9 protein-coding genes are annotated in these 12,719 nt (G+C 59.9%); 5 read left to right on the forward strand and 4 right to left on the reverse strand.

Features of this window, described 5'->3' with window-relative positions; genetic code table 11:
• Positions 1–20 precede the first annotated feature (20 nt).
• On the reverse strand, positions 21–188 hold the full coding sequence (locus ALQ04_RS07340; RefSeq protein WP_122315099.1) for a rubredoxin: 168 nt from the start codon (positions 186–188) through the stop codon (positions 21–23).
• Between the two features lie 244 nt (positions 189–432).
• Here ALQ04_RS07340 and ALQ04_RS07345 point away from each other — a divergent pair, with 244 nt between their 5' ends.
• The 5 genes from ALQ04_RS07345 (at position 433) to ALQ04_RS07365 (ending at position 5,500) form a co-directional block, all read left to right on the forward strand.
• Positions 433–993: a chorismate lyase gene (locus ALQ04_RS07345; RefSeq protein ID WP_122315100.1), complete on the forward strand. Its 561-nt coding sequence runs from the start codon at positions 433–435 to the stop codon at positions 991–993.
• The gene (gene ubiA, locus ALQ04_RS07350) at positions 993–1,883 is read left to right on the forward strand and encodes a 4-hydroxybenzoate octaprenyltransferase (RefSeq protein ID WP_122315101.1); all 891 of its coding nucleotides are present in this window, start codon (positions 993–995) and stop codon (positions 1,881–1,883) included. The genes ALQ04_RS07345 and ubiA overlap by 1 nt, the downstream gene beginning before the upstream one ends.
• A 101-nt stretch (positions 1,884–1,984) precedes the next feature.
• Positions 1,985–2,674, forward strand: coding sequence for a phosphate regulon transcriptional regulator PhoB (gene phoB, locus ALQ04_RS07355; protein WP_122315102.1), 690 nt, complete (start codon positions 1,985–1,987; stop codon positions 2,672–2,674).
• Between the two features lie 99 nt (positions 2,675–2,773).
• Positions 2,774–4,060: a phosphate regulon sensor histidine kinase PhoR gene (phoR, locus tag ALQ04_RS07360; RefSeq protein ID WP_259644965.1), complete on the forward strand. Its 1,287-nt coding sequence runs from the start codon at positions 2,774–2,776 to the stop codon at positions 4,058–4,060.
• 99 nt (positions 4,061–4,159) lie between these two features.
• Positions 4,160–5,500 carry a hemolysin family protein gene (locus ALQ04_RS07365; protein WP_122315104.1) on the forward strand — a complete coding sequence of 447 codons (1,341 nt, stop codon included), beginning with the start codon at positions 4,160–4,162 and terminating at the stop codon, positions 5,498–5,500.
• Between the two features lie 35 nt (positions 5,501–5,535).
• On the opposite strand, the gene ALQ04_RS07370 is transcribed toward ALQ04_RS07365, so the two are convergent.
• From ALQ04_RS07370 to ALQ04_RS07380, 3 genes are all read right to left on the reverse strand, one after another.
• A complete protein-coding gene (locus ALQ04_RS07370; protein ID WP_122315105.1) occupies positions 5,536–6,438 on the reverse strand; it encodes a M23 family metallopeptidase in 903 nt (300 codons plus the stop codon).
• A gap of 115 nt (positions 6,439–6,553) precedes the next feature.
• Complete coding sequence (locus ALQ04_RS07375; protein ID WP_409077239.1) at positions 6,554–11,137, reverse strand: deaminase domain-containing protein; 4,584 nt, start codon at positions 11,135–11,137, stop codon at positions 6,554–6,556.
• Positions 11,138–11,818: 681 nt separating this feature from the next.
• Complete coding sequence (locus ALQ04_RS07380) at positions 11,819–12,715, reverse strand: response regulator (RefSeq protein WP_122315107.1); 897 nt, start codon at positions 12,713–12,715, stop codon at positions 11,819–11,821.
• Positions 12,716–12,719: the final 4 nt, after the last annotated feature.

A 12,719-nucleotide genomic window follows, 5' to 3' on the forward strand; every position in this document is an offset into this window, starting at 1 on the left:
CTTCTCCTTGAATGCCGGGATCAAGCGATTTCAATCATTTCAAAGTCGATCTTGCCGACACCACAATCCGGGCACAGCCAGTCCTCTGGCACATCTTCCCAGCGAGTGCCGGGCACAATACCGTCATCGGGCCAGCCATCGGCTTCGTTATAGATCAGGCCGCAGACGATACATTGCCATTTCTTCATGGTTCGCTTCCTTCGATTATCAGGCTAAATACTGGCGCAGCAGTCGATTGCCACCGGTCCAGGCTACACAGGCTCTAGAGGGCCTGGCTCATTGCACAACGAGTCAGATCCCCGCGAGGGTTGTACTGGCCATGGCACGCAGATGCAAGCCCGTTTGTGCTACCGGGCGCATTGCCGGGCGTCGGTCAGGCACGCCAATCATGCTAAGCTCGCGCCTCTCGATGACTGCCGATAATGGCTTACCGTGACCCAGCAAAACCCAGCATTGCCTACCCCTATCTGGCTCGAACGCGAACAACTGGTCGAGGCCCCGGAACCGCTGACTCTGGACTGGCTGTTCAATCAGGACTCCCTGACCCGCCGCCTGACCTGCCTGTCGGCAGACACCTTCAGCGTCACGCCCTTGCTCGAAGGCTGGCAGCCCTTGCGCGCCGACGAATGCACGGCGCTGGAACTGCCCGAAGCCAGCCTGGGCTGGGTACGCGAAGTGTATTTGCGGGGCCACGGCGAGAAGTGGGTCTTCGCGCGCAGTGTCGCCGCCCGCAGCGCCTTGCTGGAAGGTGGCTTGAACCTGGATGAACTGGGGACCCGCTCGCTGGGTGAATTACTCTTCAGTGACAAGGCCTTTGAACGCGGCCCGCTGCAGGTCTGTCGCTATCCCGAAGCCTGGTTGCCCACGGCGGATGCGACAAGCGGCCTGTGGGCCCGTCGCTCGCGCTTCAGCCGGGGCGCGCTGAGCGTGCTGGTTGCCGAGGTTTTTCTGCCCACTCTCTGGAACGCGCTCAAGCACAAGGAACACCCCTGATGTACCTGTCGCTGCTCAAATCCCTCAATCGCCTGAACCCTCGTGCCTGGGACTTCATTCAACTGACCCGCATCGACAGGCCCATCGGCGTTTACCTGCTGTTGTGGCCCACGCTCTGGGCCTTGTGGATTGCCGGTGAAGGCGCGCCTTCGCTGGCCAATGTGCTGATTTTCGTCACCGGCGTGTTCCTGATGCGTGCCGCCGGCTGCGTCATCAATGACTTCGCGGATCGCAAGGTCGACGGTCATGTAAAACGTACCGAGCAGCGGCCGCTGGTCAGTGGCAAGGTCAGTTCACGTGAAGCGCTGGCGCTGTTCGCCATTCTGGTGACCTTGAGCTTCCTGCTGGTCCTGCTGACCAACCCGACGACCATCTGGCTGTCGTTCGGCGGCCTGGCGCTGGCAGCCTGCTACCCGTTCATGAAGCGCTATACCTATTACCCGCAAGTGGTGCTGGGCGCCGCGTTTTCATGGGGCATGCCGATGGCCTTCACCGCCGAAACCGGCGCACTGCCTGCCGCTGCGTGGCTGCTGTACATCGCCAACCTGCTGTGGACCGTGGCTTATGACACCTACTACGCCATGGTCGACCGCGACGACGATCTGAAAATCGGTGTGAAATCCACAGCCGTGCTGTTCGGCGATGCCGACCGCGTCATCATCCTGACCCTTCAGGGGCTGGCGTTGGGCTGCCTGATACTGGCTGGCACACGCTTCGAGCTGGGCGCCTGCTTCTATGCAGGCCTGCTGGTGGCAGCGGGCTGTTTTGCCTGGGAGTTCCGCAGCACTCGCCTGCGTGACCGGGATGCCTGTTTCAAGGCATTTCTGCATAACCATTGGGCAGGGCTGGCGATCTTCCTCGGGATTGTCGCGGACTATGCACTGCGCTGACGGCCAGCCACGTGCTAGCCTCATTCCAACCTGTCACACGACTGCAATATTTCCGTTATCTAATGCGCCCCAAGACAGTTAAATGACAAGAGGTTTCAAGCATGGCTGGCAGGAGCATCCTGATCGTTGACGACGAAGCCCCCATTCGCGAAATGATCGCCGTTGCATTGGAAATGGCCGGCTATGACTGCATGGAAGCGGAAAACTCGCAACAGGCCCATGCAATCATCGTCGACCGCAAACCGGATCTCATCCTGCTGGACTGGATGCTGCCCGGCACCTCCGGTATCGAACTGGCGCGGCGCCTCAAGCGTGACGAGCTGACCGGGGATATCCCGATCATCATGCTCACCGCCAAGGGTGAAGAGGACAACAAGATCCAGGGCCTGGAAGTTGGCGCCGACGACTACATCACCAAGCCTTTCTCGCCCCGCGAACTGGTTGCGCGCCTGAAGGCGGTACTGCGCCGCGCCGGCCCGAGCGATGGCGAAGCACCGATTGAAGTGGGCGGCCTGCTGCTCGACCCGATCAGCCACCGCGTCACCATCGATGGCAAGCCCGCGGAAATGGGCCCTACCGAATACCGTCTGCTGCAATTCTTCATGACCCATCAGGAGCGCGCCTACACCCGCGGTCAACTGCTGGATCAAGTCTGGGGAGGCAACGTCTATGTCGAAGAGCGTACCGTCGACGTCCACATCCGGCGCCTGCGCAAAGCCCTGGGCGATGCTTACGAGAATCTGGTACAAACCGTGCGCGGCACCGGTTACCGCTTTTCTACCAAAAGCTGAGAACCGCTTTCGTAGAGACACAGGGCATTGGCCAATGTGTACCCGTCAAGGATGTACCTTTAATTGAACCGAAACTGGCACGGCACGCTGATACGCCACATGTTGCTGCTGGTCACCGCCTGCCTGGTGGTCGGCCTGATCAGCGGCGAATACGGCTGGAGCCTGGCCATCGGTCTGGGGCTTTACCTGGCCTGGACCCTCAAGCAACTGCTGCGCCTGCATGAATGGCTGAGCAATCATTCGACTGACGAACCGCCGCCCGATGGTTATGGACTGTGGGGCGAAGTCTTCGACAGCATCTATCACCTGCAACGCCGCGATCAGCGCGTGCGCGGACGTCTGCAGGCGGTCATCGACCGTGTCCAGGAATCCACCGCCGCCCTGCGCGACGCAGTCATCATGCTCGACAGCGAAGGCAACCTGGAATGGTGGAACCGCGCCGCCGAAACCCTGCTGGGTCTCAAGACGCCACAGGACAGCGGCCAGCCGGTCACCAACCTGGTACGCCATCCACGCTTCAAGGAATACTTCGCGCTGGGCAACTACAGCGAACCGCTGGAAATCCCTTCGCCCACCAATGATCACCTGCGCATCCAGTTGCTGATAACCCGTTACGGCAACAACGAACACCTGATGCTGGTGCGCGATGTCACCCGCATCCATCAGCTGGAACAGATGCGCAAGGACTTCGTCGCCAACGTCTCCCATGAGTTGCGCACGCCGCTGACGGTGATCTTCGGCTACCTGGAAACCCTGCTCGATAACGTCGAAGAGGTGAATCCGCGCTGGGTTCGCGCCTTGCAGCAGATGCACCAGCAAGGCGGCCGCATGCAGACGCTGCTCAACGATTTGCTGCTGCTGGCCAAGCTTGAAGCGACCGATTACCCGTCGGACAACCATCCGGTGGCCGTGGTGACGCTGCTCAAGACCATCAAGGCCGATGCCAAGGCTCTGTCAGCAGCCAAGAACCACCAGATCAGCCTCGATATCGAAAGCGACATGCAGCTCAAAGGCAGCGAAACCGAGTTGCGCAGCGCGTTTTCCAACCTGATTTTCAACGCGGTGAAATACACCCCGGCCGAAGGCAACATCCGTATTCGCTGGTGGAACGATGAGCGGGGTGCGCACCTGAGCGTGCAGGATTCGGGCATCGGTATCGAGACCAAGCACCTGCCGCGCCTGACCGAACGCTTCTATCGCGTCGACACCAGTCGCGCCTCGAATACCGGCGGCACCGGCCTGGGCCTGGCAATCGTGAAACACGTGCTGCTGCGCCATCGCGGCACGCTGGAAATCAACAGCGTACCGGGCAAGGGCAGCGTGTTTACCTGTCATTTCGCAGCCATTCAAATGTCAAAACCCGGAGATGACGACGCAGACTACTAGGCAAGCTGGCTGCGAGCCGCTACATTGCCTCGTTCATGGCGCCATTTTCCGTGCCGCATTACCTTTTTCTGAATACAACGGACTCCGCAAAACCCCACCATGGACCCTTCCGCTAGTTTCACCACGGCTTCACTCTTCGCCGATTTCGGCATGATTCTTTTTGCACTGTTCCTGGTCCTGCTCAACGGCTTCTTCGTTGCCGCAGAGTTCGCCATGGTCAAACTGCGCTCGACCCGCGTTGAAGCCATCGCCAAGAAAAACGGCTGGAGCGGGCATATCCTGCGCACCGTTCACGGCCAGCTGGATGCCTACCTTTCAGCCTGTCAGCTGGGTATCACCCTCGCCTCCCTCGGCCTGGGCTGGGTCGGTGAGCCGGCCTTCGCTCACTTGCTGGAGCCGCTGCTGAGCGCAATGGGCGTGGACTCGCCGGAAGTGATCAAGGGCGTGTCGTTCTTCACCGCGTTCTTCATCATTTCCTACCTGCATATCGTGATCGGCGAGCTGGCACCCAAATCCTGGGCAATCCGCAAGCCGGAGCTGCTGTCGCTGTGGACCGCAGTTCCGCTGTACCTGTTCTACTGGCTGATGTACCCGGCCATCTACCTGCTCAATGCCAGCGCCAACGCCATCCTGCGCATTGCCGGCCAGGGTGAACCCGGCCCGCACCATGAACACAGCTACAGCCGCGACGAACTGAAACTGATCCTGCACTCCAGCCGTGGCCAGGACCCCAGCGACCAGGGCATGCGCGTACTGGCTTCGGCGGTGGAAATGGGTGAGCTGGAAGTCGTCGACTGGGCCAACTCCCGGGAAGACCTGGTTTCTCTGGATTGCAATGCACCGCTCAAGGAAATCCTGGCCCTGTTCCGTCGCCACAAGTTCAGCCGCTATCCGGTCTATGATGCCGAGCGCGCCGAGTTCGTCGGCCTGCTGCACATCAAGGACCTGTTGCTGGAACTGGCAGCGCTGGACCATATCCCGGAATCCTTCAACCTCGCAGAGCTGATCCGCCCACTGGAGCGCGTTTCACGGCATATGCCGCTGTCGCAGCTACTGGAACAGTTCCGCAAGGGCGGCGCGCACTTCGCGTTGGTCGAAGAAGCTGACGGCAAGGCCATCGGCTATCTGACCATGGAAGACGTGCTGGAAGTGCTGGTCGGCGACATTCAGGACGAACACCGCAAGGTCGAGCGCGGCATTCTGGCCTATCAGCCGGGCAAACTGCTGGTACGCGGCGATACCCCGCTGTTCAAGGTCGAACGCCTGCTGGGTATCGACCTGGACCACATCGAAGCCGAAACCCTGGCCGGCCTGATCTACGAAACCCTGAAACGGGTGCCGGAAGAAGAAGAGCAGATGGAAGTCGAAGGCCTGCGCATCATCATCAAGAAGATGAAAGGACCGAAGATCGTCCTGGCCAAGGTATTGAAGATCGATTGAGCGGGCTCATTTTTGCCTGAACAGGAACAGGCGAGCTAATTCCCGCCCACCGCAAAGTTGGGCAGGTTCTGGATTGGCGTGGCGAATTCATAGGGAATGGATTCCAGCGCCTGTCCGGTATTGCGCTGAATGACGAAATGCAGATGCGGGCCGGTGCTGTTGCCGGTATTGCCGGAACGCGCCAGCGGACTCCCGGTATGCACCTGCTGCCCTTCCCTGACACTCACCGAACCGCGCATCAGGTGCAGATAGACGCCCATGGTGCCGTCATCGTGCAGGATGCGCACGAAATTGCCTGACGGGTTCGAGCCTCTGCCGGTCTGATTGTTCTCGACCTTGACCACGGTGCCCGACCGCGCTGCGATGATCGGCGTGCCTTCGGGCATGGCGATGTCCATCGCATAACGTCCCTTGGCACCGTAATGGCTGTATTTGCCGCCAGGCCCCTGAGTCAGGCGAAACGGGCCGCCGATCCAGGGCAACGGGTATTTGTAAGCCAGCGTCGTGCGCTTCGAGTCACCCAGCGTGGAGGTCAGTATCGAGGCGTAGTTCATGGCCTTGCCCGCTTGCCGGGGGCTCAGCACGATCATGCGTTCGTTGCTGCGCGCAGGCACCGTGCGCCGAATGGTCGACGACGATCCCGTCACCCCCAGCACGTTGCTCAGCCCGGAAAGCTTGAGTTCGACTTCGACGGGCGCATACAGGTCATTGCGCACATACAGGCTGTGCACGCCGCCTTCCTTCTTGACGCTCAAATGCACCTGCTTCTCGAAGTGCTCGACCATCCGGTCGCGGAACACCACTACCGACGCGCCTGCTGACGGGCGATCCGAAAACGACACCACACCCTCGGCATCGGTGGTTTTATAGATGGTGACCGCTGCGGCCATTGGCGCAGCCAGGCTCAGGGCGGTCAGGATCAGCAGGCGTTCAAGCATCGGCAGGATTCAGGTTCATGGTCGACAAGAGCCAAGCCTAGCAGCGTTGCCCTCAGAAAAGGACATTGCGCTATCAATCGGTCATAAGCAAAGCGTCAATAAATGTGCGTACAGACTACGACAGGGTGTAGTCCTTCATGTAGGTCACGGAAAACTCAGCCCCGGGGAAATCCAGTTTCAGACGCGGCAAGACAAATCCACCACAGGATCGACAGGTGTCCAGCACGGTAAAAAACCTGATATGGCTCAGCCGTACCGACGCCATGTCCTCTTTCAGCACCGTGGCGATCAACCGCTCCGAATCGAGGTGACGGTTGAACTCGCGGATCACCAAACGACTGGCATCCCTGACCACCGGCAGGCTGGTAAACCGCGGATCAGGCAGGCGACCGGCCATTCGGGCGCGTGCATCGCGAAAGATGATTCCATCCAGGACATGCTCGGTGGTTTCAGTCGTATCGAGCTGCAAGTTGAGCGCTTTCGCTTTCTCGCCACCGGACAAGGCGTAATACACCACCCGCTCGCCGGACTCGGTATAGACCTGCGCAAAGGAAAGATTGGCGCCCTTGACCTGACGCAGAATATTCCTGACCGCCCTTGGCGTGGTGATGCTCTCCAGGCTCAAGGCTTCCCATCTGGCCCGTGAGCCCGGTACCGGCAACAGCCGGTTGAGGACTTCGACGATATGCTGCTGCTCGGGGATGCTTCGCTGGGCCACTTTTCTGAAGTCGGGAATACTCTGGCGGGCAAGCTCCACGAATCGCTTCTGGATTTCTTCACCCGCGAGAATGTTGCTGGCGAATTCCAGCAGCTCATTATTACTCCCCTTGTCCAGGCACCAACGGGCATAAGCGTCATACGTAGTGATCTGGCTGCGCCATGAAACATTCCACGCAGCCCGTTCGGACTCATCGAGCAGATCGAACAGCAGGCGTGCGATATTTTCCTGATCGGTGACGGCATCCGGATGCTCCCGGACCAGTCGATACTGTTCCGACAGGCGAATGTATTCATTGATCTCTTCGGCGTTGCTGACCCGCGCAAACTTCAACTCGCGGCGACCGTCGACGGGCGTTCGGGCCTTGTAGAACACCCCGGTGTCGGGCTCGACGAAAATCCAGTCGGTATCGGCCAGATGCATCCGGATGCCGCGCAGGGTCCGGGCATCGTTGACTCCCTGGGCCACAGCCTTGAGGTCGATAACCGGGGCATGCGCATAAATGAAGCGGGCATCTTCGAGAGGATAATTGTCCGGTACGCCGAATATGCCGTCAGTTGACAGCGCTCCATCCAGTTCAGGCAGGTAGACCGGCGCTTCAGGTAGCGAGAAAAGCTCTCTTTCCTCCTGCGCAAGAGGCACGACCATTTTGCCTGTCGGCGCCTGAGTCGAGGTCGAGGCAATCGCTTCAGGTGACTCGGCCCATTTGCAGAACTTTCCTTCATTGACGAAGACATCGACAGTTTGCGCGGTATCTGCGGCGCTGGCAGACAACCTGGCCAGTGTGAACTCACGGGCGTCCATGGCATGGCTGGGATATTTACCGGTTCGCTTGGGAGAGGTGGATCCTTCACGCACCGGTTCCGGCATCCGCGTGGTCAGCTTCACGGCCGTCGTGCAGGGGACCGGAACCAGATTGCGGCCGGTCCTGCATAGCGTGGTTTCCTCCAGCCAGACAGCGCGGGAAGAAAGCCTGTTGGTTGCCAGCCTGCGCATTGCCGCATCCGCCGCACCGGCATCCAGTTGGTAGACCTGGCCATCGACCAGGATATCGAACACGCCCTCTCGCCTTGCAATGACCTGCACATCGCACTGCCGGGAAATCCTGAACTCAAGCAAGCCATCGGCTTTCGCTGTCAGTGGCAACAGGGCCGGATAGTGCCCGGGGCTAATCCCGTCTGCGGCAGACAACGTGGAAAACTCCAGCGGCTCAAGCTGGGACACCGGTGTCAGCGCTTTGCCGAATACCGCATCGGCTTCAGGGTCGAGCAACCTGAAATCCACCTTCTGCGGCGTACCGACATTGCGCACCAGAACGCCAGGCCTGCCATCGACAAGCGCACACTTGTCCAGCGCCTCAAGCCGGGGATGCCAGTCCTGCTGCGCAACCCGGTACATGCCCTTGTCGAAGCTGATGCCGCTTTCCAGCAAGGCCCGGGAAGCGAAGAGTTTTTTCAGCGCAGGCACCTGTTCCAGTAGCCTGGCCCAACCCGGTTGACTGATCTTGAGCACCAGCTTGCCCATATCCCGCACGGCAAACAGCGCACTCTGCTCTGCCAGACCAATGATCAATCGGCCTACCGCCTTGCCGGTAAGGCTGAACAGCGACAGCACACTCATTTCACCGGCCTTGAGGACGATACGCGCCGTCGAACCGACGAATTGTCCAGCCGGGATCAGCGCAAAAGCCACGTCCAGCGCGCAGCCGGCTATGACGCCGACAGAATGCTCGCCATGGGCCAGGTCCGTGATGCAGCCATAGAAGGGAATGACCAGACGCGCAGCGATATCCGCGTATTCACGCTCACTGGCCCAGATCTGCTCCCACGGGGTCATATGCTCATGCTCGACCCGGCTTTTCTGCAGGAAACTGGCGAACAAATGATCGGCAGCGATGCGTACAAAGGTTTCACGCCAGACCTGCTCCCCGGTGCCAGCGAGATAAATCAGGTCGGCAGCGGGAATCAGGGTTCCTTGCCGTGGCCGGTAATAAACCGTCGAAGAGCGCGAGGCGGTCCCTTTCAGATAGGCATCGCTGTCGCAGGGCAATAACGGCGTGATCAATGCCTTGGCGGCCTTTTCGGCATTAAGCCGCCTTTTCTCGACCGTTTCCACGATATTGCCGCTGAAACCGGTATCGGGCTCGACCTTGTACTGAAAGCGCTGGGTGACTTTGCGCACGATCCCGCCCGCCGGGATCAACTCATAGAACCACTCTTCGCCAGCACTGTGATCGTGAAAGTCAGCACGATGATCGCCGGGCTGGCAGCGAATGAAGAGTCCGTGGCTACCTTCCTCCTGACCAAACGCCATCCGGCTCACTTCGCAGGTCGAACTCAGCAGCACGTTGCGATCTGCAACCTGCATCTCGGACAGCAAGCGGCCCATGACCCGGGCTTCAGCGTCGATCAACGAACGATGAAAGGCCTCGAAAGCGCTGGCGTAAGCTTCGGGAATGCTCGGCTTGGCGGCGATATACGCCTCGCCCATCATCACCAGTTCCAGCACGCTGGCCTGAGGCCGGCCGACAGCCAGCAAGCGATCGATGGAATAGGAAGCGGCAATGGTAAAGCCGTGCTCCTGCAGGATCGGCCAGCTGTGAGGCTTGATGGAAAGCTCCCAGAGCCTTTGGTCCACGCCGGCTTCCATCAGCATTTGCCGGGCGAGAAGCCTTCGGTCCGGAGGCTTGATTGCCAGCAGCTCATTCAACTGCGCGGCATGCTGCGCCTGTTGTGCCTTGAGGTAGTCCAGGGCCTGGCTGACCTGCGCGGCGCTTGCCTGCGCTAAATCGTCGGTACATGCCCCGGCAATGACGCCATGGGCAATGGCATAACGCAGCGCCGGCACGACCAGCGTTCGGCTCCACAGGACATGCACACTGGCATCACTGGATTGGGTCAATTGCGCGCTGAGGCCGATCAGTTCTTCGTAATCGGCAGCCAGGGCGTGACCCGCACGCATGCCAGCAAGCAGAGCCACGCCATGGATCAAGGCCACGCTCTGCAGGGAGCGTCCGTATTGCAGATGATCGGGAACGCCTTCCACCAACAGCTCGGGCAGCGCTTCGCGCAGCAGCAGGTAATACAGCATCTCCAGCGTGCATGCCGAGACAGCAGGCTGACGGGCCTTGATGTCGGCGCGAATCCTGGCAGTCAGTTGTACATGACTGTATTCACAGACCCATGCGCCCTGCAGCGTCTTTTCCAGTGGCAAAGCAAAACCCGGCGTTGCTCCCAGAAAGTAATCGATGATGGCGCGACCTGCCAGCGCCTGGGTGACCCGCGGTGAAGCCTGGCGGCCTGAGTACCACTTCATGTGTTCAAGCAGCGGGGCAAAGGTGGAGCTGAACCGGGCGGTCTGGCTCAGTGCATGCCAGGTTTGCGACGGCCGCCAGCGCAGAGCCCCTTCAGGCCTGCACAATATGTCGATGCCCAGCCCCTGGAACAGTTCGTCGGCATTGCGCAGCGTGCTCCAGGTGTCCAGGCGAGGGATGTCCGCATTCAGCGCCAGAGAAGTCGGCAGCGAATCATTCCATTCGGGACTCGATTGCAGGTCTGCCTTCAACAGCAGCGCAGCCAGCGCCATGGCCGACTCAAATGACAGGCTTGCGTGCCTGAAACGAAGCTCACTGGCCAATGACAGCGAACGCATGCCCGGCGCATGCGCGGCCCGGGAAATGGCGTCCGCCAGCCATGGCGCGCCCTCGGGATTGAGCGCATGAACCGCTACCTTGCGATAAAACCCGGCGCGACTGGCGACCGAGGTCGGCGTCAGGAAATCGAGCTGCAAACCCTGCACGCTCTCCGGCATCGCCTTGAGATAGAACTCCAGCAACCACCATGTCTCGATGGCGGAAAACTTTTCTTCGAGGGCGCTCCACAAGGCTTTATCGCGGTATTCGCCGGGCGGCAACAGCGTCGATATGGCGTCACACACCACACTCAGCACCGGTCGCGACTGCTCGTCCCTGGCAACAGCCATGCCGTTGTACAGCGAAGCTGCGGAACTCCGTGCGATCCACTCGCCGATCGGCATCAGGCGGGCACCACGCTTGAACTGCATCATCCACGGACGCAAGTCTGCCGGAACGGCGGTTAACGGCCCCTCCAGCCAGGCCATGCGTGCAAAGAACTGATGCACCAGCCAGGGCGTGACTTCGGACACAGGCGTGCCCATTGCATCGGCGTACAGCTTCCAGGCTTTTTCGCTCTGGTAGATGAGGAACAGCTTGCGTTCCTGGTCCGCATCCGGGCGAACAGGATTGATGTCCGAGAGAGTGGTGTCTGCACCAAGCAGGTGGTGGAGCACCAGCCTGACGATTGCAAAATGCTCGGCGGATGAAACCTGTGCAGTGCCTGAGTAGCGCTCGGGAGAGACGGGGTATTGGGCAACGCCCAGGGCCAGCTCGATATTGAGAAACAGGCGGCTGGTCTTGATACTTTGGATATTCAACGGTTGAAGTACGGTGGGAGTCATTGCGGCTCTTCCAGTAGTCTCGTGGGCATTTGTCATGCGGCGAGACAGACTGAACAGGCAAAGACAGGCCTACGGAACCGGAAAACCCGTATTCATAGCGCGAGAAATATCTGAAACCTCTTCCCGGATGAATCCGGTCCTACGGGTATAGGAACGAATTCATTCGCGAAGAAGCGGGATGAGGCGTCAGGCGCCTGGGACGAAGTGCTTCTGGGCCGTGCCGCGAGCGATCAGGCGCGACAGGTAATCCATTTTCTGAGCATCCTGGTCAACGAAGCGGAAAGTCACTTGCAGCCATTCGCTGTCAGGTTTCTGCTCAAAAGCCACGACGGCATGCAGGTAACCGTTCAAGCGCGCAACTTCATTGCTCTCGCCCTGCTCCAGGTCCAGCACGGCGCTGTCGAGAACCTGTGGCAGCGCGTCGGTACGACGAACCAGCAACAAGGCTTCCTTCAGGCTCAAGGCCTTGATCACGCACGGCTGGTTGCCGTTGGGCAGGCGCAACTGGCCCTGACCACGTCCGGCCGGCTCGGCAGACTTGGCAACCACCGGCGGAGGCTTGGCAAGGCCCCCCGATACCGGAGCAGCAGCCGACGCGGGACGAACCACTTCAGCCTTGCCGCCGGTCAATGCGCTCAAGGAGTCATTGAGAGGAGAATGCATGCGCGCCGGTGCACCGGACATGACCTGATCAAGCTTGCCGACCTTGGCCAGGGCTTTCTTGACCTTGGTCAGCAGTTGTTCATTGGTGAACGGCTTGCCGACGAAATCGGTGACGCCCGCCTGAATGGCCTGGACGACGTTTTCCTTGTCGCCACGGCTGGTGACCATGATGAACGGAACGGTCTTGAGGTAATTGTCTTGCTCACGGCACCAGGCCAACAGCTCCAGGCCCGACATTTCCGGCATTTCCCAGTCGCAGAGAATCAGATCGAAAGTCTCACGAACCAGTAACGCCTGGGCTTTACGCCCATTGACTGCATCCTCGGTATGAATACCCGGAAAATAATTGCGCAGCCCTTTTTTTACCAAGTCGCGGATGAAAGTCGCGTCATCCACCACTAATACACTGACTTTACTCATCGAC

It is taken from the genome of Pseudomonas cichorii, from assembly GCF_003700275.1.
Taxonomy (GTDB): domain Bacteria; phylum Pseudomonadota; class Gammaproteobacteria; order Pseudomonadales; family Pseudomonadaceae; genus Aquipseudomonas; species Aquipseudomonas cichorii_B.

Coding starts and splice junctions, on each gene's coding strand:
- ALQ04_RS07370 (WP_122315105.1), bottom strand. CDS start 6,438: ATGCTTGAACGCCTGCTGATCCTGACCGCCCTGAGCCTGGCTGCGCCA.
- phoB (WP_122315102.1), top strand. CDS start 1,985: ATGGCTGGCAGGAGCATCCTGATCGTTGACGACGAAGCCCCCATTCGC.
- ubiA (WP_122315101.1), top strand. CDS start 993: ATGTACCTGTCGCTGCTCAAATCCCTCAATCGCCTGAACCCTCGTGCC.
- ALQ04_RS07375 (WP_409077239.1), bottom strand. CDS start 11,137: ATGGCTGTTGCCAGGGACGAGCAGTCGCGACCGGTGCTGAGTGTGGTG.
- ALQ04_RS07365 (WP_122315104.1), top strand. CDS start 4,160: ATGGACCCTTCCGCTAGTTTCACCACGGCTTCACTCTTCGCCGATTTC.
- ALQ04_RS07380 (WP_122315107.1), bottom strand. CDS start 12,715: ATGAGTAAAGTCAGTGTATTAGTGGTGGATGACGCGACTTTCATCCGC.
- phoR (WP_259644965.1), top strand. CDS start 2,774: ATGTTGCTGCTGGTCACCGCCTGCCTGGTGGTCGGCCTGATCAGCGGC.
- ALQ04_RS07340 (WP_122315099.1), bottom strand. CDS start 188: ATGAAGAAATGGCAATGTATCGTCTGCGGCCTGATCTATAACGAAGCC.